25 protein-coding genes are annotated in these 21,778 nt (G+C 60.5%); 12 read left to right on the top strand and 13 right to left on the bottom strand.

Annotated elements, in window-relative coordinates:
* Positions 1-131 precede the first annotated feature (131 nt).
* Positions 132-1,349, top strand: a complete 1,218-nt coding sequence (locus FHT79_RS14385) for an MFS transporter (protein WP_183903513.1) — start codon at positions 132-134, stop codon at positions 1,347-1,349.
* Positions 1,350-1,429: 80 nt separating this feature from the next.
* Here FHT79_RS14385 and FHT79_RS14380 read toward each other — a convergent pair whose 3' ends face one another.
* Positions 1,430-2,206, bottom strand: a complete 777-nt coding sequence (locus FHT79_RS14380; RefSeq protein ID WP_183903512.1) for an SDR family oxidoreductase — start codon at positions 2,204-2,206, stop codon at positions 1,430-1,432.
* 108 nt (positions 2,207-2,314) lie between these two features.
* On the opposite strand from FHT79_RS14380, the gene FHT79_RS14375 reads away from it, so the two are divergent.
* Positions 2,315-2,890, top strand: coding sequence for a TetR/AcrR family transcriptional regulator (locus tag FHT79_RS14375; RefSeq protein ID WP_063475410.1), 576 nt, complete (start codon positions 2,315-2,317; stop codon positions 2,888-2,890).
* Between the two features lie 48 nt (positions 2,891-2,938).
* Here FHT79_RS14375 and FHT79_RS14370 read toward each other — a convergent pair whose 3' ends face one another.
* On the bottom strand, positions 2,939-3,553 hold the full coding sequence (locus tag FHT79_RS14370) for an FMN-dependent NADH-azoreductase (RefSeq protein ID WP_063475411.1): 615 nt from the start codon (positions 3,551-3,553) through the stop codon (positions 2,939-2,941).
* 139 nt (positions 3,554-3,692) lie between these two features.
* On the opposite strand from FHT79_RS14370, the gene FHT79_RS14365 reads away from it, so the two are divergent.
* A complete protein-coding gene (locus tag FHT79_RS14365; protein ID WP_063475412.1) occupies positions 3,693-4,661 on the top strand; it encodes a LysR family transcriptional regulator in 969 nt (322 codons plus the stop codon).
* Between the two features lie 98 nt (positions 4,662-4,759).
* Here the strand turns inward: FHT79_RS14365 and FHT79_RS14360 are convergent, their stop codons facing one another.
* The 4 genes from FHT79_RS14360 to FHT79_RS14345 all read right to left on the bottom strand — a co-directional run bounded on the left by FHT79_RS14360 (position 4,760) and on the right by FHT79_RS14345 (position 8,994).
* Positions 4,760-6,748, bottom strand: a complete 1,989-nt coding sequence (locus tag FHT79_RS14360) for a bifunctional 2',3'-cyclic-nucleotide 2'-phosphodiesterase/3'-nucleotidase (RefSeq protein WP_183903511.1) — start codon at positions 6,746-6,748, stop codon at positions 4,760-4,762.
* Between the two features lie 341 nt (positions 6,749-7,089).
* Positions 7,090-7,494: a PilZ domain-containing protein gene (locus FHT79_RS14355; protein ID WP_029867982.1), complete on the bottom strand. Its 405-nt coding sequence runs from the start codon at positions 7,492-7,494 to the stop codon at positions 7,090-7,092.
* A gap of 84 nt (positions 7,495-7,578) precedes the next feature.
* The gene (locus FHT79_RS14350; RefSeq protein WP_028757385.1) at positions 7,579-8,460 is read right to left on the bottom strand and encodes a DMT family transporter; all 882 of its coding nucleotides are present in this window, start codon (positions 8,458-8,460) and stop codon (positions 7,579-7,581) included.
* A 72-nt stretch (positions 8,461-8,532) separates the two neighbouring features.
* Complete coding sequence (locus FHT79_RS14345) at positions 8,533-8,994, bottom strand: Lrp/AsnC family transcriptional regulator (protein ID WP_028757384.1); 462 nt, start codon at positions 8,992-8,994, stop codon at positions 8,533-8,535.
* 155 nt (positions 8,995-9,149) lie between these two features.
* Here FHT79_RS14345 and ald point away from each other — a divergent pair, with 155 nt between their 5' ends.
* Positions 9,150-10,268, top strand: coding sequence for an alanine dehydrogenase (ald, locus tag FHT79_RS14340; RefSeq protein ID WP_183903510.1), 1,119 nt, complete (start codon positions 9,150-9,152; stop codon positions 10,266-10,268).
* A gap of 228 nt (positions 10,269-10,496) precedes the next feature.
* Positions 10,497-11,426 (top strand): helix-turn-helix domain-containing protein, encoded by a 930-nt coding sequence (locus FHT79_RS14335; RefSeq protein ID WP_097594647.1) that lies wholly within the window; start codon positions 10,497-10,499, stop codon positions 11,424-11,426.
* On the opposite strand, the gene FHT79_RS14330 is transcribed toward FHT79_RS14335, so the two are convergent.
* Positions 11,423-11,632 (bottom strand): hypothetical protein, encoded by a 210-nt coding sequence (locus tag FHT79_RS14330; protein WP_143541482.1) that lies wholly within the window; start codon positions 11,630-11,632, stop codon positions 11,423-11,425. The two genes, FHT79_RS14335 and FHT79_RS14330, sit on opposite strands and share 4 nt — an antisense overlap.
* Positions 11,633-11,676: 44 nt before the next feature.
* Between FHT79_RS14330 and FHT79_RS14325 the strand changes: the two genes are divergently transcribed.
* The 3 genes from FHT79_RS14325 to FHT79_RS14315 all read left to right on the top strand — a co-directional run bounded on the left by FHT79_RS14325 (position 11,677) and on the right by FHT79_RS14315 (position 13,388).
* Positions 11,677-12,426, top strand: coding sequence for an SDR family oxidoreductase (locus tag FHT79_RS14325; RefSeq protein ID WP_183903509.1), 750 nt, complete (start codon positions 11,677-11,679; stop codon positions 12,424-12,426).
* A gap of 67 nt (positions 12,427-12,493) precedes the next feature.
* Positions 12,494-13,042, top strand: a complete 549-nt coding sequence (locus FHT79_RS14320) for a flavin reductase family protein (protein ID WP_183903508.1) — start codon at positions 12,494-12,496, stop codon at positions 13,040-13,042.
* A gap of 61 nt (positions 13,043-13,103) precedes the next feature.
* Positions 13,104-13,388, top strand: a complete 285-nt coding sequence (locus FHT79_RS14315) for a DUF1330 domain-containing protein (RefSeq protein ID WP_183903507.1) — start codon at positions 13,104-13,106, stop codon at positions 13,386-13,388.
* 122 nt (positions 13,389-13,510) lie between these two features.
* Here the strand turns inward: FHT79_RS14315 and FHT79_RS14310 are convergent, their stop codons facing one another.
* Entirely contained in the window at positions 13,511-14,014 is a 504-nt protein-coding gene (locus FHT79_RS14310; protein ID WP_183903506.1) for a DUF1203 domain-containing protein, read from the bottom strand.
* A gap of 280 nt (positions 14,015-14,294) precedes the next feature.
* Here FHT79_RS14310 and FHT79_RS14305 point away from each other — a divergent pair, with 280 nt between their 5' ends.
* The gene (locus FHT79_RS14305; protein ID WP_183903556.1) at positions 14,295-15,083 is read left to right on the top strand and encodes a class I SAM-dependent methyltransferase; all 789 of its coding nucleotides are present in this window, start codon (positions 14,295-14,297) and stop codon (positions 15,081-15,083) included.
* Between the two features lie 48 nt (positions 15,084-15,131).
* Positions 15,132-15,299, top strand: coding sequence for a hypothetical protein (locus FHT79_RS14300; protein ID WP_164735956.1), 168 nt, complete (start codon positions 15,132-15,134; stop codon positions 15,297-15,299).
* Positions 15,300-15,329: 30 nt separating this feature from the next.
* Here the strand turns inward: FHT79_RS14300 and FHT79_RS14295 are convergent, their stop codons facing one another.
* The 4 genes from FHT79_RS14295 to FHT79_RS14280 are packed head-to-tail and all read right to left on the bottom strand — an operon-like array spanning position 15,330 to position 18,565.
* On the bottom strand, positions 15,330-15,890 hold the full coding sequence (locus tag FHT79_RS14295) for a GNAT family N-acetyltransferase (protein WP_029867988.1): 561 nt from the start codon (positions 15,888-15,890) through the stop codon (positions 15,330-15,332).
* Positions 15,891-15,895: 5 nt separating this feature from the next.
* Positions 15,896-16,765, bottom strand: coding sequence for a 3-mercaptopyruvate sulfurtransferase (sseA, locus tag FHT79_RS14290; protein WP_183903505.1), 870 nt, complete (start codon positions 16,763-16,765; stop codon positions 15,896-15,898).
* Positions 16,766-16,783: 18 nt separating this feature from the next.
* Positions 16,784-17,521: an alanyl-tRNA editing protein gene (locus FHT79_RS14285; protein WP_183903504.1), complete on the bottom strand. Its 738-nt coding sequence runs from the start codon at positions 17,519-17,521 to the stop codon at positions 16,784-16,786.
* 6 nt (positions 17,522-17,527) lie between these two features.
* Entirely contained in the window at positions 17,528-18,565 is a 1,038-nt protein-coding gene (locus tag FHT79_RS14280) for a cysteine synthase A (protein ID WP_029867991.1), read from the bottom strand.
* 223 nt (positions 18,566-18,788) lie between these two features.
* Here FHT79_RS14280 and FHT79_RS14275 point away from each other — a divergent pair, with 223 nt between their 5' ends.
* Complete coding sequence (locus tag FHT79_RS14275; protein ID WP_183903503.1) at positions 18,789-19,448, top strand: ChrR family anti-sigma-E factor; 660 nt, start codon at positions 18,789-18,791, stop codon at positions 19,446-19,448.
* Between the two features lie 98 nt (positions 19,449-19,546).
* On the top strand, positions 19,547-20,380 hold the full coding sequence (locus FHT79_RS14270) for an SDR family NAD(P)-dependent oxidoreductase (protein WP_183903501.1): 834 nt from the start codon (positions 19,547-19,549) through the stop codon (positions 20,378-20,380).
* Here FHT79_RS14270 and FHT79_RS14265 read toward each other — a convergent pair whose 3' ends face one another.
* Positions 20,381-21,640, bottom strand: coding sequence for a cyclopropane-fatty-acyl-phospholipid synthase family protein (locus tag FHT79_RS14265; RefSeq protein WP_047614699.1), 1,260 nt, complete (start codon positions 21,638-21,640; stop codon positions 20,381-20,383).
* Between the last annotated feature and the right edge of the window lie 138 nt (positions 21,641-21,778).

The following is a 21,778-nucleotide window of genomic DNA, read 5'->3' as shown; positions in this document are numbered from 1 at the left end:
ACATTTGTCATTAGATTGTAGTATTTTCAATGTGTTACCGGAAACATAAAAACGGCTTGTTCGTAAAATCCAAACGTGATCTCCATTGCCGCAATATCCCGGATGAGTTTTCCTGCGAAGGGCGTGGAGACATGAGTGATTCAATGGCACGGAAGAAAGTCGATGGCGGCGAGTTCGCCGTTTTGTGTATCGGAGGGTTTCTTCTTTCGATCGCTTATGGCGTGACCTTTCTGATCCCGGTGCTGGTGGGTCAGCGTGGCGGCAACGAGGCACTGGCCGGTCTGATCATTTCGGCCGCCACTGTCAGCACCGTCATTCTGGTGATCCTCTCCGGCCACATCGCGGATGCCATCGGCTCGGCGCGGGCGGTGGCTGTTTCGGGACTGTTTCTTGCGGCATCGGCGCTGGGATTCGCCATCATCCCATCGGCGGGATTGAGCCTGATGATTGTCGGTTTCATCCTCGGTATCGGTTGGGGCGCGTTTTATACGCTCGGACCCATTCTGGTCGCCGCGATCGTCGAGCCCGTGCACCGCATCAGGTTTTTTGCCCTGCTTTCGGGATCGATGATGTCGGGCATCGGCGCTGGACCGATCATTGGCCGCATTGCCGCCGGCTGGTCGATGCCGATCGAGACAGCCTTCGTATTTGCCTTCCTCTCCAGTCTCGCCGGCGGTGCGCTTTACTTTTTGCTCCACATCAGGCTGACCAAGGCCGGCAAGATCTTGCCGCATGTCAACAAGATCTCGTTTGGCGCGACGCGGGAGGTGATTGCTTCGCCGGCCATCTATTCCATCGTCATGGTCGGCATCGGCGGTGCGATGTTCGGCGGGCTGTCCAGCTTTCAGACCAGCTACGCCAAGGCGCACGGGTTCGACTACTCTCTGTTCTTCATCGGCTTCATGTCCGCCGCGATTCTGAGCCGGCTGTTCGTGGCGGGCTATGTGGTCAAGAAGGACCCGCTCTATTCGCTCTTGATCCTGACCAGCCTGACGCTGGCATCGATCCTGCTGTTCCTGATGCTGACATCAAGTCAGCTTGCCTATCTCGGAGGCGCAGCGATGCTGGGTCTGGGCTATGGGCTGACCTATTCCGTCATCAACGGCCTGGCTGCCAATGAGGCTCCCGCCGGCCTTATGCCGCAATCACTTCTGTTATTCTCGCTGGCCTATATCATCGGCGTCTTCGGCTTTCCGCTGATCGCCGGCAATCTGATCGTTTCCTCCGGGGTGCAGACCATGCTGTATGTCGTGTTCCTGCTTGCCGTCCTGAATTTTGCAATTGTCCTGTTTCGTATTGCCCAGCGCGCGTCAGGCGCAAACGAAGCAAGCGTCCTCAGGAGAAAATAGCGCTCTCGAGGACGGCGGACCGGGTCGGGGAGGAGATTGACGGCGGGGCCGGGCAAGGTCACTTGCCCAGCCCGGCAGGTTCAGGCGGCGCGAAAGATCTTGGCGCCGGAGGGCGCGCTCGTCATGCCGCCATCGACGGTGATCTCGATGCCGGCGACGTTGGCCGAATCATCCGAAGCCAGGTAGAGCGCCGCCTTGGCGATTTCGTCGGCTTCGCTCATGCGGCCGAGCGGGCTCATGCCGCCGATGCGGGCCTCGAGCGCTGACATTGCATCTTCCGTCTGGGCCATCGGCGACCAGATCGGCGTCTTCGTGCCGCCTGGCGTTACCTGATTGACGCGGATGCCGCGCGGCGCAAGTTCGGACGCCATATTGCGCGTCATGGCGCGGACCGCCGCCTTGGTCGCTGCATAGGCCGACCAGCCGGGAGCGCCGAGCACGGCATGCACCGAACCGTTGAGGATCACCGAAGCGCCGTCATTGAGATGCGGCAGGGCCGATTGCACCGTGAAGAAAACCGCCGTCAGATTGGTGCTGATGATCTGGTTGAACTGCTCCGGCGAAGTTTCGCCGAGTGGCGTCGCGCCGCCGATGCCGGCATTGGCAAAGACGATGTCGAATTTGCCGACCTTTCCGGCAGCTTCCGCAAAGGCCTTTTCGGTGGCGGTGGCATCGGTGACATCGACCTTCAGCGCCAGCACGCCTGCCCCGAGCGCCTTTTCGGCAGCGGCGAGCGTTTCCGGGTTGCGGCCGGTGATGACGACCCTGGCGCCCTCATCGATGAAGACTCGGGCGGTCGCAAGACCGATGCCGCTGTTTCCGCCGGTGATCAGGGCGATCTTGTTTCTTAGACGCATGATTCATGCTCCTCTTGGAATTGGTAACGATCTAGATTATGATCGTTATCTATTAGGATTACGATAGTAATCCACATGAGTCAAGAAGCAGTACTGGAGAGATTTCGGATGGGCCGTTCGCAGCTGGAGAAACAGAAGACGCACGAGAAGATTGTCGAGACCGCGTCGAAGCGGCTGCGCGAGGAGGGGCTTGACGGTATCGGCGTCGCCGACCTGATGAAGGAAGCCGGACTGACCGTCGGCGGCTTCTACAAGCATTTCGCCTCCCGCGACGATCTGGTCGCCGAGGCGATCCAGTCCGCTTTCGATTCATGGGGACGCAAGCTGGAGGCCGAAGGCATCAACCCGGCGGAGATGACGGCCGCCGATGTCGCCGATCGTTATGTCAGCGCCTATCACCGTGACAATCCTGGTGAGGGCTGCCCTTTTGCCGCGCTGACCTCCGACATATCCCGCAGCGGCGAGAAGGCGCGGGGGATCGCGACGGACGGGCTCCGGCGAAACTTCGCGTCATTGGCGGGCAAGGCTGCGGGAGCGGACGATGGGGAAAGGCGGCGCAAGGCGATCATGGCCTTCGCGATGATGGCCGGCGGCGTCGGCCTTGCCAGAATTTCGTCCGATGAGGAACTCTCGGCCGAAATCCTCGCGACGGTCCGGGATTTTGTCGCCGGTATCGACAAATGAAAAACGGCCGGCAATGCCGGCCGTTCCATGGGGCGTTTTAGGCGCCGATCAGGCGGCCAGCGCGATTTCCTGGACGCGCGACTTGGCGGCGTCGATGGCCTTTTCGGCAGCTTCCGGTCCGAAGGCCAGGCCTTCGACATAGATGGTCTCGATGTCGGTGATGCCGAGGAAGCCGAGAACCGACTTCAGGTACGGCACGGCATGGTTCAGGGGAGCAGCCGGTCCCTGCGAGTAGACCCCACCGGAAGCCAGTACCACGTAAACCTTCTTACCGGTCAGGAGGCCGACCGGGCCGCTTTCCGTATACTTGAAGGTCACGCCGGCGCGAGCGACGTTGTCGATCCAGGTCTTCAGCGATGAATAGATGTTGAAGTTGATCAGGCCGGTGCTGATGACGATCGTGTCGGCGGCAAACAACTCGTTGACCAGTTCGTCGGAGGTTTTGATGGCCGCGATTTCTTCGGCGGTACGGGCTTCAGCCGGCTTGCGGATCGCGCCGGTAAAGAGGTCATCGATATGCGGCAGCGGGTTGGTGGCCAGATCGCGGCGGACGACGAGGCTGCCCGGGTTCTGGCTCTTCAGCTTTTCGGCGAGATCGACGGCGATCGGCGTCGAGAGGGATTCGGCACGCGGGCTGGACGTCAGAAGAAGGATGGACGACATGGTGCATTTCCTTTCGAATTGAATTTGACGGCCCGTTGCTGGGAGGTGAGCCGCAGTCTCGACGAGGAAAATAGGTCTGGCCTGCTATCGAAAAAACGGTGATAATGTCGATCGAAACTATCGATGGAATGGATGGAAGATGCTTCCGAACCCGACTCTGGACCAATTGCAGGTGTTTTTGACCGTTGCCGAGACCGGCAGCTTCTCGGCCGCTTCGCGGGCGCTGAACCGGGCGCAATCGGTCGTGAGCTATACGATCGCCAATCTGGAGGCGCAGCTTGAAGTGCCGCTTTTCGAGCGCTCCGGCGCGCGCCAGCCGAAGCTGACGGAGGCGGGCAAGGCGATGCTGGAGGATGCGCGGCGCATTCTCGGCGACCTGCAGGTCATGCGGGCGCGGGTCAAGAGCCTGAGGGAAGGGCTCGAAGCGGAGGTGTCCGTCGCCATCAGCGTCATGGTGCCGTCACGGGCCATGGTGGATGTCCTGCGCGAATTCCGCGAGATGTTTCCCTCCGTTTCGTTGAGCCTCAACGTCGGCGAGCTCGGAATGGTCATGGATCTCGTCCTCAGCGGCAAGGCGACGATCGGCATTGGCGGCGCAGTCGTCAAGCAGGACGATTCGATCGTTACGGAGCGGATCGGTCATTCCTTCATGTTGCCGGTTGCCGCGCGCAACCACCCGCTGGCCGCGATTGGCCGGCCGCTGACGCTGGGCGATGTGCGTGAGGAAGTGCAGCTCGTCGTCACCGATGCATCGGGCCGGACGAAGGGCCGCGATTTCAACGTTCTGTCCTACAAGACCTGGCGTGTCAGCGATATTGCAACGAAGCACCAGCTCATCAAAGCCGGTCTTGGCTGGGGCGGCCTCCCGGCTTCCCTGATCCATGACGATCTCGTGAGCGGCACGCTCGTCCATCTCGATCTGGATGCCTATGAACAGGGGGAATATCCGATATATTCGGTGCGCCAGCTCGCCAACCCGCCCGGACCTGCCGCCACCTGGATGATTGACGCCTTCCGCACGCGGCTTTCCCATTGCCCGAGCCAGGCCGATTTCCATGCGCAGATGGCCGAACTCCAGGAACCCGCGGCACCGCTCGCGGCCGAATGATGAAGGCGCGGGTGCCGCGCCTTCGCCTACATATCCTTCGATGCGTAGATTCAAAGTGTTAGAGCGTCCTTTGTGCGTCCGAAAGGACGCACGGAGCTCTAGAGAACCAGCCTGAACTTGGAGAAACCGTCGGCGCCTTCGCCGGCATCCTCGATCTTGACGCTCTTTACCTCGCCGAGGAACTGCTTCGCCTTCGGACCGCTTTCGAAGGTCGCGGTCGTACCGGGAAGCGGTTTGAAGGTCCAGTTTGCGTCGGCCGACGGATTGATGGTGCCCTGGTCATGGATATAGCGGACGATGACGTCGCGGTTGGTATCCGGCGCCTGGAAGATCACTTTGTCTGCGGTGATCTCCGGGAAATTGCCGCCGCCGCCGGCGCGGTAATTGTTCGAGACGACGACGAACTTTTGGGCCGGATCGATCGGCTTGCCATCGAAGGCGAGGTTCTGGATGCGGTTGGCGTCCGGATTGATCGCCTTGCCGGATGAATCATATTTCGGCGGCTGCGACAGGTCGATCTGGTAGGTGACCCCGTCGATCACGTCGAAATTATAGGACGGGAAGTCGCTGTTGAGCAGCGGCGCGTCCTTCGAGCCCGCTTCGATGTGATTGAACATGCCGGCCGACATTTCGAGCCAGTTCTTCACCTGTGCGCCGGTGATGGCGACAGCCTGCACCGTGTTCGGGTAGAGATAGAGATCGGCGACGTTCTTGATGGCGATATTGCCGGCTGGAACGTCGGTATAGTAGTCGGCGCCACCACGCCCGCCGGCCTTGAAGGGAGCCGCCGCCGAAAGCACCGGCAGGTCCTTGAAAGCGGTATCGGCGAGCATCTGCCTGATGTACCAGGTCTGCGCCTGTGAAACGACCTGCACCGAAGGGTCGTCGGCGACCAGCGCGAAGTAGGAGTAGAGCGGTGCGGACGTCTTGCCGACCGGGGTGCGGACATAGGCAAGGGTCGCCTCGTGCTCGGCCTTGGCGGCCTCGACCACTTCCTTCTTGTCTGCGTAATCGGCCACCACCTTCTTCTTGTCGTCGCGATGATAGATCGGCCGGGCTTCCGCGGTGAAATCGACGATCTTCCAACTATTGCCGTCCTTTTCGAGCAGCAGGTCGATCAGGCCGAGATGCGAGCCCCAGAAGCCGGCCATCACGGTGGGCTTGCCATGCAGGGTGCCCTTGACCGGATCGGCATTGGCGATGCCGTCCCAGCTCTTCGGGCCGGGGAAGACGAGATGCTGGTGACCGGTGAAGATCGCGTCGATCCCGTCGACGGCGGCCAGATGCAGTGAGGCGTTTTCCATCTTTTCGGACGGTGCGCTGCCGTCGATGCCGGAATGGGAGAGTGCGATGACGATATCGGCGCCGGCCTCCTTCATGGCGGGAACCCAGGCCTTGGCGGCCTCGACGATATCGCGCGTCTGCGCCTTGCCTTCGAGGTTCTTGATGTCCCAGAGCATGATCTGCGGCGGGACGAAGCCGATGAAGCCGATCTTGACCGGGCTCTCATTGCCGGCGCCATCCTTGATCTGTTTTTCCAAGATGACGTAGGGCTTGAAGAAGAGGTCGTCCTGCTTCGGGTCCGAGGCAAGCTGGCCCTTGGTCAGGTTGGCGCAGACGAAGGGGAAGTTCGCGCCCGAGAGTACCTTGAACATGAAGTCGAGGCCGTAGTTGAACTCGTGATTCCCGAGCGTTCCCACGGTATAGCCGAGCGTGTTCATCGCCTTGATCACCGGATGGACGTCGCCCTCCTTCATGCCGTGCTGATAGGCCATGTAGTCGCCCATCGGATTGCCTTGCAGCACGTCGCCATTGTCGATCAGCAGCGAGTTGACCGCCTCGGCGCGGATGCCGTCGATGATCGTGCCGGTGCGTGCAAGACCCATCGTGTCGTTCGGCTTGTCGGCATAGTAGTCATAGGGGAAGACGTTGACGTGAATATCCGTCGTTTCCATCAGCCTCAGATGCGCCTGGTTGGCGTTGGCCCGCGCGCTGAAGGGGTGCAGCAGCACCAGGGCGGAAGTGGCGGCGAGGCCGCCGAGCAGGGAACGGCGGCTCATTACGCCAACATCGAAAATAGAAGACATGGAAACTCTCCTTCAAGGATCATGCATCGTCCGGCCCGTCAGAATTAGGACGATTTGCCGTGGAGTACACTGCGAAAATGACAGGACGTCAAAACAATCCGCCGGGAAAGCAGCGTGGCTCCGAAATACAATTTATGGTGCAGTGGCCCGGCTGAAATTTCATCGGGGACGGATCATCGGCAGGATCGATCCTGCTCCGCCGTCAACGCCAAGAGCGCCGCCATCGACTTCGGGGGCGTCAGGCTGTCGTAGACGCAAGGGGCGGTCACCCTCGACGTCAACGTCCACCGCAGCTACTGGAACGATCTTAGCCGCTCCTTCAGGGCAAAGGCGGTGCAGCCTTACGATTTCAGTGTCGATGCCGCCAAGTGAGGCGTCCGATCGCCATTGGCGCCTGATATGGTCAACGGGCGGGTCGCCAATACCGGCCGGACTTCTTTATGGAAGAAGCGGAAATAGGAGGAGACCTGTGCCCGCGCATTCGAATTCACGTCGAACTGGATGCCGACGCGGCCGTTGTGCTTCCAGCGGATGACGCCTTCGAGCAGCCCGAGGTTTTCGGCCTCGATCCGCACCTTGCTGCCGGAGGCGGCATGGAACGGCCCTTTCATCTCCAGGGCGGCGCCGGTTACCGACAGGTTGAGAATGCGGGCATCCACCTGGCTGTTCAGATATTTGACATTGCCGAAAACGCGGCAGCTTTTCCGGTCGGCCTTTCGGGCCGTGATTTTCAAATTACGAGTCATACTGTCTCCCTTCTACAGCGAGGGAGCATAGCGCCCGAAAATTGAAATGGTTTTAGGGGCTTGGCTAAAATTGCAGTGAAACCGTCAGTTTGCCGCGGCGGCTCTGCGTCCCACCACATGTTCGCGCCAGACCGTGAAGATGCCGGCGGCGACCACGATCGCCGAGCCGACGATCATGTTGATGCTGAGCGTTTCGTCATAGATCACCATGCCGATGATCGAGGCGTAGACAAGTGACAGATAGGTCAGCGGCTGGACGGCGGCAGCATCGAGAATATCGTAGGCGCGAATGAGGAAATAATGGCTGGAGATGCTGGTGATGCAGACGAGCGCCATCCAGCCCCAGTCGCCCGGCGACATCCAGCTCCAGTAGAATGGCCCGACCAGCGTCATCGTGACGCCGCCGACGACGCCGGTATAGAAGAAGCTGGTCATCGACGAATCGTCGCGGCTGACCAGGCGGGTGGCGATGACATAGAAGGCGAAGTTGAAGCAGGAAATGACGGCCAGAAGCAGCTTGAGGTCGAAAAGTTCGCCTTCCGGCTTCAGGATCAGCAACACCCCGAACAGTCCGGCGCCGATCGCCGCCCACCGCCGCCACCCGACCCGCTCGCCGAGGATCGGCATTGCCAGCAGCGCGATCAGGATCGGCGTCGCGGAAAAGATCGCCTGTGAACGGGCAAGGCCGATCATGGCAAAACAGGTGATGGCGAGAACCACCTGAATCGCAAGCAGAACGCCGCGCGTCACCTGCAGGAAAGGCCGCTTGGTGCGGGCCGTCGCCTTGAGACCGCCGCGCATCTTCGAGGCGAGAATGATCGTGAAGAGCGCGAAAGCCCAGTAGCGGATCATCGTCACGAAGATCGGCGGATAGGTCGATGCCAGATGTTTCGAGATCGCGTCCTGCAAGGAGAAGATGGTGATTGCCAGCAGGGCGAAAATATAGCCGTGGGTCTTCGATGTCATGACATGCCGTTGAGCGGGAAACGCCCGCGCGCACCGAAAGTCTGGGCAGGCTTTCAATGAATATGCAAGGCCTCAAAGGCCGACATTCGGCCTGTCGATGATTTCTCTGAGCGCGAAACTGGAATTGATCTTGACGACGTGGGGCAGGGCAGACAGCCAGTCGCGGTGGATGCGCTCATAATCCTCGAGATCGCGCGCGGCGACGCGCAGGATATAATCGTATTCGCCCGACATCAGGTAGCAAACGAGCACGTTGGGGCAGAGCTTCACCGCCGCTTCGAATTCGGCCAGCGTCTTGGCGAACTGGCCGGAGAGCGAGATATGCACGATGGCGATCATCTTGTAGTCGAGCGCCTTGTGTGAAAGGCGGGCATGGTAGCCGTCGATGACGCCGCTTCTTTCCAAGATATCGAGCCGGCGTGAACAGGCCGAAGGCGACAGTCCGATCCTTTCGGCAAGCTCGGCATTGGTGATGCGGGCATCGGCCTGCAGCACCTTCAGAATCGCAAGATCGATGGTGTCGAGATCGGCCATTCGAAGAACCTTCGAAAAAGGAGGGGCATTGCACAATAATCACCGAAAAAACGCATCTGTGCAAATCGTCTTTGCAAGGACATTTCGTGGCCTTGATGATTGGATTCATCGTCTGAGGAGATCCGCGACTGCGGAGTGACATGAGAGGAACGCCAATGCGTGTCGGTTGCCCGAAGGAAATCAAGAATCATGAATATCGCGTCGGCCTGACGCCGGCTTCGGTGCGCGAATATGTCGCCCACGGGCACGAAGTCTGGGTCGAGACCAAGGCGGGCACCGGCATCGGCGCCGATGATGCCGCCTATGCTGCGGCTGGCGCCAAGATCGCCGCCTCGGCCAAGGATATCTTCGAAAAGTGCGACATGATCGTCAAGGTGAAGGAGCCGCAGCCCTCCGAATGGGCGCAACTCCGCGACGGTCAGCTTCTCTACACCTATCTGCATCTGGCGCCGGATCCCGAACAGACCAAGGGTCTGATCGCCTCCGGGGTGACCGCGATTGCCTATGAGACGGTGACCGACGAGCGCGGCGGCCTGCCGCTGCTGGCGCCGATGTCGGAAGTGGCAGGACGCCTGTCGATCCAGGCAGGAGCGACCGCGCTGCAGAAAGCCAACGGCGGCCTCGGCGTCCTGCTCGGCGGCGTACCCGGCGTGCTGCCGGCCAAGGTCGCGGTGATCGGCGGCGGCGTCGTCGGCCTGCATGCGGCCCGGATGGCCGCCGGTCTCGGCGCCGATGTCAGCATCCTCGACAGGTCGCTGCCGCGCCTACGCCAGCTCGACGATATCTTCTCCGGCCGCATCCACACCCGTTATTCCAGCATCCAGGCGCTGGAGGAGGAAGTCTTTTCGGCCGACCTGATTATCGGCGCGGTGCTGATCCCCGGCGCTGCCGCTCCGAAGCTCGTCACCCGGGAAATGCTTTCCGGCATGAAGAAGGGCTCCGTCATTGTCGATGTCGCCATCGACCAGGGCGGCTGCTTCGAGACCTCGCATGCGACGACCCATTCCGATCCGACCTATGAGGTTGACGGCGTCGTGCATTATTGCGTCGCCAACATGCCGGGCGCCGTGCCGGTCACCTCGGCGCATGCGTTGAACAATGCCACGCTGGTTCATGGTCTGGCGCTTGCCGATCGCGGCCTGCGCGCCATCGCCGAAGACAAGCATCTGAGGAATGGTCTCAACGTCCACAAGGGCCGCATCACCAGCAAGCCGGTCGCCGACGCACTGGGTTACGAAGCCTTCGCGCCGGAGAGCGTACTGAACGTAGCGTAAGCTATCTCACTCTAGGTGATGGCTTACAGCATTATTCTTCGATCGGCACGGCGGTATCCGAAGGGATGCCGCCTTCTTTATATGACGGCGCACCTGTAATCGAACCGCGACCGTCGGCGGCGTTGGAGCTATGTTTTTCCTCGTCAGGCAGCGCGATGAGTTGTGTCCCTCCCCAACAGTTGCCATCGTATCATGCCGATGTGCAGTCGCCATCCAAACGGAGCAGCAATGACGGTTGAGAGTCGAGAGCAAACATCGCCGGTTCCGCTTCGAACATCACCGACCGGACTCGAAACATATATTGCCGGCAGAACACTCGTCAGCGGGGATGGCCCAGCCTGGACCGACATATTCGTGCAGGTGTTTTCCCGCCTGAAGGTCCAACACCCCTTTCTTGTTCCGGCAGTCGCCGAGCCTCTCGTTGTTTGGGTGATCTCAGGCCAAGCATGTGTCGAGGAACGCGATCTGGGCGGGGAGTGGGAGACCAATACAGTCAAAGTTGGGGACTTTTTTCTGACGCGGTCGCCCACGCCATACGAAATGCGCTGGCATGCCGAGGGAGACGAACCTTTCCAGGTAATGCATCTCTATCTCTCCGTTCCGTTGTTCGACCGGGTGGCGGAAGGGGTTCTCGGCAAGGCTGCCAGCGCCATGCGCCTGCGCGACGTATCTGGCGGCCGCGACCAGCATCTTTCCACCATGCTGGAACTGATCCATGCTGAACTGACGGCAGAAGGGCAGGGAAGTCGGCTCTTCGTGCAAGGATTGGCGCAGACGCTCGCTGTTCATCTTATTCGACAATATGCAACATTTGACGCAGAGGCACGGCCGTCAAATGCCCTCCCGGGCGCCAAGCTACGGCGGGCCATCGCATTCATGGAAGCCAACCTTCAAGAGCCGTTTGATCTCGCACGTCTGGCGCAAACGGCCGGCATGAGCGCTTTTCACTTCAGCCGCCTCTTCAAGAAGGCCACCGGCCTTTCCCCATCCCATTATTTCATTCGCCAACGCATAGCCAAAGCCCAGCAACTTCTGCAGGAAACCAGCACCAGCATCATCGAGATCGGCATGTCCGTGGGGTATTCGAGCCCCAGCCATTTTGCTCAGATTTTCCGCCGGGAGGCCGGCGTCTCCCCCAGCGACTACCGTCGCAGTTAAAACGCGTCGAGATCTTTCAGATTCGCTCCTTGCGCTTTTAGGTCTTTGTTTTTGCGCATGTCTCGCAAAGTCGCTGCACAGTTTTGCGTGGCATGCTTTAGGAATTCAGCTTGGTCCTTGCGGTTTTGAGCAAGATCCCGACAGGTCCCGCAAGGTCCCGAGAGAGGGATCATGCCCGCTTCCTTATGTTCTTCCTTGTCGAACACGACCGTCCTTTCGGTTGGAAGGGCGCCAAACAAGGAGATAAACCATGACGAATATCAGTGGAAAAATCGCGCTGGTCACCGGCGCCTCGAGCGGCATCGGCGCCGCTACCGCGTTGAAGCTCGCCGAGGCCGGCGCAAAGGTTGGGATCGCCGCCCGTCGCACCGGCAAACTCGAAGGCCTCCAAAAGGAGATCGCCTCTAGGGGCGGTGAAGCCCTTGTGATCGAAATGGACGTGGTCGATCCAGCCTCCGTCGAAGCCGGCGTCAAAAAGCTGGTGGGTGCCTATGGTTCGATCGACATTCTCGTCAACAACGCCGGTCTGATGCCGCTTTCGGATGTCGATCAGTTCAAAGTCGACGAATGGCACCGGATGGTCGACGTCAATGTGAAGGGCCTGCTGAATACCACGGCTGCCGTTCTGCCGCAGATGATCAATCAACATTCCGGCCACATCTTCAACATGTCGTCGATCGCTGGCCGCAAGGTCTTCAAAGGCCTATCGGTCTATTGCGCCACCAAGCACGCGGTGGCCGCGTTCTCCGACGGCCTGCGGATGGAAGTGGGCCAGAAGCACAATATTCGCGTGACCTGCATCCAGCCGGGTGCCGTGGCGACCGAGCTGTACGATCACATCACCGAACCTGGCTATATCAAGCAGATGGACGACCTTGCCAAGCAAATGACGTTCCTGCAGGGCGAGGACATCGGCGACACCATCGTCTTTGCCGCGCAGGCCCCCGCACATGTGAATGTCGCGGAACTCTTCGTTCTGCCGGTCGAACAGGGCTGGTAACCACGCCAGAAGGTCATTCAGCTTCCCTGCATACGTGCGGGGAAGAGACTCGCGAAGGAACCGCACGATGAAAGAGATTTCCGCTTCCCAAGCCTATCGCCTGCTCGAACCGGGCCCGATCGTTCTTGTAACGACGAGCCTTGAGGGAAGGCCCAATGTGATGACAATGGGTTTTCACATGATGGTGCAGCACACACCGCCGCTAATCGGTTGCGTCATCGGCCCCTGGGACTTCAGCCACCAGACTTTGAAAAAGACCGGCGAATGCGTGATTGCGATTCCAGCCACCGATCTTGCCGAAACCGTGGTGGACATCGGCAATTGCTCCGGTGACACGGTGGACAAGTTCGAGCGGTTCAGCTTGGGGACTCGTCCAGCAAAGGATGTCGCGGCGCCGTTGCTGGTGGACTGCCTTGCCAATATCGAATGCCGTCTTGCCGATCCGAGCCTCGTCGATCGATACAATCTCTTCATCCTCGAAGCGAAGAGGATCTGGATCGACGAGACCCGCAAGGAACGGCGGACCATGCATCATCGTGGCGACGGCAGCTTCACCGTGGATGGCGGCACACTCGATCTGCGGAAGCGCATGGTTAAGTGGCGGCACTTGCCATAAGGCGCGCCGCCGCACGCAAAATACACATCCCAAACTTCACATTGATTGAAAGGATATCATCATGTCCGCCTATCTCGTTGTCGATCTCGATATCCACGACCCCGAAGCCATTGCCGATTACCGTTCGAAGGCCCTGCCTCTGGTGGCAAAGGCCGGCGGCCGTCTCATCGCTCTCGATGACGCCCCCCTCGAACTCGAAGGCTGGCAGGCGACGAATATGCTGATCATCGAGTTTCTCGATATGGATGCCATCCGTCGTCTCTTTGCATCGCCCGAATATGCGCCGCTCGCAGGCCAACGGCAGGCTGCCGCAGGTTCGCGGATCATTGCTTTACGCGGCGTTTAATAACGTTCGAGGGCGCGATCCTGGCAGCATTCGTCAGGGGAAACCGAAACGGCCCGCCGATTACAGCAGAAGGAGCGCGCCGGCGAATTGACGACTTCTTGTTGCGCCTCGACGGCCGCCGATCAGGCGCCAGCCTCCGCCAGGGCCGGCGCCTTTACCTTGTCGATCCGGCACTGGAAGCAATTGTTGCGCGCGGAGCGCACATGCACATAGGCGATATCAGATCGTCCCAGCAGCTCTTCGCCATAGGCCGGAATATCGCCGATCTCAGTCACCGCGCCGGTACCGTAGACGATGCGGTCGTTCTCGCTGTAGCCGCGGACGATGAAGTCGCGGCTCGTCGTCAGCACCGGCGGCATGATCTCTTCGGCGGCATAACGTGCACAAGGTTGCTTGTGCAGGAAGACCGGGCCGGTTTCGGCATAGGGCTGCAGCTTCGGGAAGGGCCGGTAGGCGAAGACCAGCAACGCCTTGCCGGCATCGATATTCTGAAGGCAGTGGCGGCAGGGATGGCCGGGACCATCGGAAACGATCGTCTCGGGCAGCCTGTCATAGGCGTCGCGCCCGTCGTTCCAGAGGTGTTCGGCGTCGGTCGTCGGCATGGCGACAAAACGAATGGCGGTCATGGCAGATCTCCTTTGTGATTGCCATGAAATGCACCCGGACGAGCGTGCAAGCCACCCGTTTCTTGCGCGCCGCAGGCATTGGGCGATCGCGGGCCAGCTTGCCTCTGCGGTATAATGCTATCGTCGCGTCAATCGTGTCTCTCGTCGTCGCGGCGGGTATGTCTGGCGTCTTCATCCCGTGATACACGATCGGGATGGTATATGTACGGCCCATGCTGGGTCTGAGAGGCTGCGCGGGTCGGGCGGCCAACTCCTCACGAATTTCGGTTTCTAGGGATAGATCATGGCTGACGAAACGGCATTGAATTTCGCGGACTTCTATGATGCCGAGCTTGCTCTTCATAACGCGCATTTTCGGGCCGCCGCCGCGGTTGGGCAGTCTGATTGTGTGCTCGATATCGGTTGCGGGGCCGGACAAACCACTCGTGATGCCGCTCGTATTGCTGAAACAGGACGAGCGCATGGAATCGACCTGTCTGTGACGATGCTGGACGTCGCCCGTCGCCGCAGCGCCGAGGAGGGGTTGTCCAATGTTACGTTCGAAGTGGCGGATGCACAGAACCATTTTTTCGCACAAGGGGAGTTCGACCTTTGCATCAGCCGATTTGGCGTCATGTTCTTTGCCGATCCGGCGGCCGCCTTCGCCAACATCGCCAACGCCGTACGGCCGGGCGGGCGTTTCGTTTTCATGGTCTGGCAGGGCAGAGATCGCAATGAGTGGGCGACCGCTATACATGAGGCGCTCGACCCGGATTCAACCGGTCCGGTTGCGGCCAGTAAAGCCTTTTCACTGAGCGAACCCTCGGTGACGTCTCGATTGCTCGAGACGGCCGGGTTCACTGCCGTCGAGTTTCGTGAAATCAGCGAGCCTGTGTTCTACGGTCCGGATCCTGAGACTGCATTGGCGACTATTCAGACATTTGAAAATGTCGAGACGGCTCTCAATCATCCCACTGCTGCGTCCGAAATACGGGCGCGTCTACTCGACATGCTGCGAGCGCACCAAACATCCCATGGAATTCAGTTCGATTCGCGCGCATGGCTGATCACCGGCCACCGGCACGGCTAGAGCCTTTCCGGGTCCGCCGCAACACTGCATGACGAAAAGGAGAAACCCTTGGCCGACGTCGATCTCGCGCTGCTGGCGCAACAGAATGCCGAAATACTGGAAGAGCTGAGGGCTCTGCGCCGGGAGGTGGCGGAGCTGAAGGAACAGTCGGGCCGCACGCTCGATTTCGAGCGCCGCAACGATCCGCGCCGCCCGAACAGCCTTACACAGCGTTAGTCATCTCTACCTATGTCCGGGAGGAGGCCGTCAACTTTTCCGCGCGAGCTCCAGAAGCTCCTTGTCGCTCAGCGGCCGGACGATTCCGGTGCCGGTGGAGACGGGGGAGAAGCCGTACATCTGATAGAGCTGCAGCGCGCGCGGGTGGTCGAGATTGTTGGTGGTGGTGGTGACCCGCTTCGGATTGAGCGACCAGATGGCATAGAGCGCCTGCAGCAGGAACCATTTGCCGATGCCGAGACCGAGCGCATGTTCGATCAGGCCGAAATGGCTGAGCTCGATCACATCCTCGTCTTCGCAGAAATATTCGTAGAATCCGGCGGGTGCGCCGTTCACATAGAGAACGCTGATATTGTTGCGCTTGTCGTTCAATGTCTCGGCAAGCTGCTCGTCGCTCATGCGCAACCGGTCCACCCATTGCCAGCGCGCGCCCACCTGCCGGTAGAGATAACGATAGAAGGGTAGCGGAATCTGGGGAGCGCGCATGATCGCCGTCTGGATATTGACGGGCACCGGCATGCTTGCCTTCGGCGGCGACGTCATTTCGAGCCGGGTGATGTGAGCTTTCAGCGAAGCAGGTGTCTTCCCCATGGCGATCAGGCTTTATCAGGTGTCGGCGGACCGGTGACGATGGGCGTATCGTCACGGCTGCCCCATTCGCTCCACGAGCCGTCATAAAGCTTGTTGTCGTTATGGCCGAGCGATTCCAGCGCCAGCGTGATGATCGCTGCGGTGATCCCCGAGCCGCAAGAGGTGACGACGGGCTTCGAAAGATCGATGCCGGCATCCTCGATCGTCTGCCTGAGTTCGGGCAGCGATTTGAACCGGCCCTGGTTGGCAAAGACGCCGGAAGGCAGGCTGCGGGCGCCCGGCATATGGCCGGAGCGCATGCCGGCACGCGGCTCGGGCTCGGCGGCGGCGAAGCGGCCGGCGCTGCGGGCATCGGCGATCTGCATGGCACCGCTGGAGACGATGTCGCGCATTCTATCGAGCGTCACCACGCGGCTTTCGTCGAAGTCAGGCGTGAAGGTCGCCGGCGCATGCTTGGGTGCTGCGGTTTCCAGCGGACGGCCTTCTGCCTTCCAGCCATCGAGGCCGCCGTCGAGCACGAAGACATTCTTTGCCCCCATCACCCGGAACAGCCACCAGACACGTGGCGAGGCGAACAGGCCGATGCCGTCATAGACGACGATCCGATCCTTCTCGCTGATGCCGAGCCGGCCGACTTCGGCAGCGAAATAGTCGGGTGAGGGGATCGTATGCGGCAGCGATGTCGAATGGTCGGCGATCTTGTCCTGGTCAAAGCGGATGGCGCCGGGAATATGGCCGGCCGCATATTCGGCATCGGCATCGCGTTTTTGCGCCGGCAGATAGAAGGAGGCGTCCAGCACGCGCAGATCGGCTTTCCCGAGCTCGGACTGCAGCCAATCGGCCGAAACGACGAAACGGCTATTGGTCTCACTCATGATGGTCTCCCTTGATGGTCAGGCTTCGTCGCCGGGCGTGCCGAAGCGGATGCGGAAGCGCCGGTTCTCTTTGCCCTTTTTTTCGATCTTGGCGATATGAATCCGGCCGACTTCCTGGGTCTCGGAGACATGTGTGCCGCCGCAGGGTTGGCTGTCAATCGAGGAGTTCTTACCGATGCAGACGAGGCTGACGCGCCCGAGCCCCAACGGTGGGCGTACATTCTTCGATTTGACGATGTCGGGATTGGCCACAAGCTCCTCGTCGGTGATCCACTGCAGATAGACCGGATGGTTCTCACCGACCAGTTCCATCAGCCTGGCCGTCACCTCATCCTTGTCAATCGTCTCGGCCATGTCGAAATCGACGCGGCTCTCCTCCTCGCCGACGGCAGCCCCGGTGATCGGATAGGAGCAGACGACGGAAAGCAGGTGGCAGGCCGTGTGCATGCGCATCAGCCTGTAGCGGCGCGGCCAGTCGACATGCAGCACCAGCGTTTCGCCGATCACAGGCCTCGGCTCGTTTTCGAGCGGCACGTGGATGATGATATCCTTGCTCGGACCATGCTTCGTCTGGCCGAGCGCGATCTTGCTGCCGTCGGCGCGTTCGAACTCACCGGTATCACCAGGCTGGCCACCTGATGTCGCATAGAAACAGGTCTGATCCAGTTCGATGCCCCCGTCTTCGTGAACGGCCGTGACGACCGCTTCGCACGTCGAGAGATAGAAGTCGTCACGATAGAGGGCATTAACGGGCATGGGGTCTCACGCGGGCTCGTAGGGAACGTGGATATCGGGCGACTTGGCCATCCAGCCCGGAACGGGCAGTCCCTTCGACGTCAGGAAATCCGGGTTGAAGAGCTTCGACTGATAGCGGTTGCCGTAGTCGCAGAGGATTGTCACCACCGTGTGACCGGGGCCGAGATCCCGGGCGAGATTGACCGCGCCGGCAATGTTTATGGCTGTCGAGCCGCCGAGGCACAGGCCCTCGTTCTCGACGAGATCGAAAAGATAGGGAAGCGCTTCTGCATCGGAGACCCGATAGGAGAAATCGGGCGTGAAGCCTTCGAGATTGGCGGTGATACGGCCCTGGCCGATGCCCTCGGTGATCGAGGATCCTTCGGATTTCAGCGTGCCGTTCTGGTAGAATTCATAGAGTGCAGCGCCGTCGGGGTCGGCGATGCCGATCTTGACGTCTGATTTGAAAGCCTTGAGGCCGGCCGCCACGCCAGCCAGCGTGCCCCCGGAGCCGACGGAGCAGATGAAGCCGTCGACCTTGCCGTCGGTGTCTTTCCAGATTTCCTTGGCGGTCGTTTCGACATGCGCTTGACGGTTGGCGACGTTGTCGAACTGGTTTGCCCAGATTGCGCCGTTCGGCTCGGTCTTCGCCAGCTGTTCTGCCAGCCGCCCGGATACCTTCACATAGTTGTTCGGGTTCTTGTAGGGAACGGCGGGCACTTCGACCAGTTCGGCGCCGAGCAGCTTCAGCGCGTCTTTCTTTTCCTGGCTCTGCGTTTCCGGGATGACGATGACGGTGCGGTAACCGAGCGCCTTGGCGACCAGCGTCAGGCCGATACCGGTATTGCCGGCCGTGCCTTCGACGATGACGCCGCCCGGACGAAGCAGTCCCTTACGCTCTGCGTCGCGGATGATGTAGAGCGCGGCGCGATCCTTCACCGACTGGCCGGGGTTCAGGAACTCCGCCTTGCCGAGAATGGTGCAGCCGGTCACCTCTGAGGCGCCCTTGAGTTTGATCAGGGGCGTGTTGCCGATGGCTTCGAGGACGGAGGGGTGGAAGGTCATGGAATCTGCCTCTATTCGAACTCTTACTTTAGGAACGGTCTTTTCCCTTCACAAGGCTGGGTTGGCAAGAAAAGCTATTCCACGCCTCTGTTGGACACGATAAAATTTCGCTTTCCTCCCCGAAATTGTGTACGGCCCGCAATCCCGCCCTGTGAGGGTGATCCGAAGATTGACTTTCCCCGTACGGATGACGACAAAGCGAAACGGAGCGCGGCAACAGGGCGTGACCGAAACAGACATGGTTCACGAGCAGATCGACACGATCGATGCATTGATGGCGCATTATGTTGCCGGCTCCTTGCCCGAGCCGGCGCGCGTGCTGGTACAGTCTCATCTCGAAATGAAACCGGACAATCGCAGCCTGGTGAACAGCCTCGAGCTGCTGGCCGGCGAGGCGTTGGAAAACGTGCCTGAAGCGGCAATTGCCGATCGCGACGGGCGGCTTGCGGCGATCTTTTCCTCTGCATCTCCCGGAACGCCGCCGCCGGCGGCGGCGCGGCCGGAAAACGCGCTGTTTCCCCAAGCCTTGCGCGATCTCGTCGGCTTCGAGGCCGAGGATGTGCCCTGGCGCACGCGGCTGCCGGGCTTCAGGGAATATCCGCTCGACATGGACGGCTGCGAGGTCAACCTGATGTGGATCCGTCCGGGTCGCGCCTTGCCGGCGCACACCCACAAAGGCATGGAACTGATCCTCATTCTCGACGGCGCCTTCAACGATGAACGCGGCCGCTTCGGCCCCGGCGACATCTCTATTGCCGACGAGACGGTCGACCATCGGCCGGTCGCCGAAAAGGACAGGCCTTGCATCGCCTTTGCCGTTTCCGACGGGCCGGTCAGGCTCACGGGATCCTTTCGTCAGCTGATCGGCGACCTGATCGGCTGAAAGCAGCCACAATGGTGTGATAGAGCCATAAATCCGGGAGAGGTGAGGAACTTCCGGACCTGTTTTCACATTGATCAGGCAGCCCGGAGGAACATGTCATGCGTGATTTCATCGCCCGTCCCGAACATGGAATCGTCTGGATCTCGGGCGCGAGTTCCGGCATCGGCCGGGCGCTGGCGCTGAAGCTGGCCGGCGAAGGATACAAGGTCGCCGTCACTGCCAGAAGCCATGAAAAGCTGGTCGAGCTGCAGGCCGAGGCCAGCGGCCTTTCCGGCAGTATTGTCGTTCTCGACGGCGACGTCACCGATGCCGAGGACATGGAACATATCATGGCTTCCATCGAATATGAGCACGGCACGCTCGCCATGGCGATCCTCAATGCCGGCGTCTACCTGCCTGTTCATGCCGAGGATCTGAACCGCGCCGATTTCGAGAAGAGCTTCGCCGTCAATCTTTCCGGCGTCGTCAACTGCCTGTTGCCGGCAATCCGCCATATGAAGGAAAAGGGGCAGGGGCAGATCGCCATCGTCTCCTCCGTCACCGGCTATGGCGGCCTGCCGACAGGCGCTGCCTACGGCGCCACCAAGGCGGCGTTGATCAATATGACCGAGAGCCTGAAATTCGATCTCGACAAGATGGGTATCCGCATCCAGCTCGTCAGCCCGGGCTTCGTCGATACGCCGGCGACGCGGAAGAACGCCTTTCCGATGCCGGCCCTGGTATCGGTCGAGGAGGCCGCCCGGCAGATTGCTGCCGGGTTGAAATCGCAGGTCTTCGAGATCACCTTCCCGAAGCGCTTCACCACCATGCTGAAGCTCGGACGCCTGTTGCCTTACAGCGCCTATTTCGCGCTGGTGAACCGCGCGACCGGCTGGCGGGAGCGGCCGCCTTTGGCTGGTCACCATCCGGCGACGCCGCATCCGGCGGAATGATCAACGGCGCGAGAACACGACCTGGCGCACATCGATGTTGCGGGCACGGAAGCCGGCTTCGCAATAGAACAGGTAGAATTCCCAGAGCCGCTTGAAACGCTCGTCGAAGCCCATCGGGCGGATGCGCTCCCAGACCGACCAGAAGCGTTCGCGCCATTCGGCCAGCGTGCGGGCATAGTCGAGCCCGAAGCCGAAATCCTTGACCAGCGACAGATCGACCTTGCCGGCAAGCTCGGCCAGATGATTGCGCGTCGGCAGCATGCCGCCGGGAAAGACGTATTTCTGGATGAAGTCGGGGTTGCTGCGATACTGGTCGAAGGATTCCGGCCGGATGGTGATGATCTGCAGGCCGGCCTTGCCGCCCGGCTTCAGACATTGCCTGAGCTTTGAAAAATAGGATGGCCAGTACCTCTCGCCGACCGCTTCGAACATCTCGATCGAGACGATCCGGTCGTAGAGGCCTGTTTCATCGCGGTAATCCTGGAAGCGGAATTTCACGCGGTCGTCGAGGCCGGCCTTTTGGATGCGTTCCTCGGCAAAGGCGAGTTGCTCGCGGCTGATCGTCAGGCCTGTTACCTTGCAGTTCAGCTCGCTTGCGGCAAACTCGGCAAAACCGCCCCAACCGCAGCCGATCTCAAGCACGTGGTCGCCGGGGCCGATGCCGGTCGCTTCGGCAAGCGCCCGGTATTTGGCATTCTGGGCCGATTGCAGGTCGTTGGCGCCCGTGGAATAGAGCGCTGAGGAATAGGTCATGCTCGGATCGAGCCATTGCCTGTAGAAATCGTTGCCGAGATCGTAATGGGCGGAGATGTTGCGTTTCGAGCCCGTCTTGGTATTGGCGTTCATCCAATGGCGGACGCGCTCGAAAAGGCGGCCGAGGCCGCCCTTGCCATGCGCATAGCTGTGCGCGGCCTCGCCGTTGACGAGGAAGAGCTCGAGGAAGGCGGCGATGTCGGGGCTGTCCCAGTCGCCATCCATATAGGTTTCGGCGACGCCGATCGTGCCGCTCGTCAGCGCCCTATAGGCAAGGTTCCAGTTGCGGAGGTGGAGTGCCGCCTTCGGTCCCGCCTTTTTGCCCTCGACCAGCAGCCTGCGGCCGTCGGGGAGTGTGACGGCAAGCGAACCGTGCTGCATGTGCAGAAGTCCGCGCAGGGCTAGCCTTGCCTTGAAGGGCAGACCCTTCACTATGCGGGACATATTTTCGGCCGTCAGCGTCACCGCATCACGAGCCAGCAGGTTCCAATCCTGCGCCTTGCTCATCTTTTCTCCTCCAGCATTTCCGTGCCGGTTAGGGACGACGATACACCCATTATGATATGCGTGGCCGCCCCCTCGGCCATTGCATCGAACGCTACCGCATAATTCCCGAAATCGGAATAGATTTAGCAGTTCAAAAAG

It is taken from the genome of Rhizobium sp. BK212 (assembly GCF_014197475.1).
Taxonomy (GTDB): Bacteria; Pseudomonadota; Alphaproteobacteria; order Rhizobiales; family Rhizobiaceae; genus Rhizobium; species Rhizobium anhuiense.
This window is presented reverse-complemented; position numbering and strand designations above follow the sequence as displayed.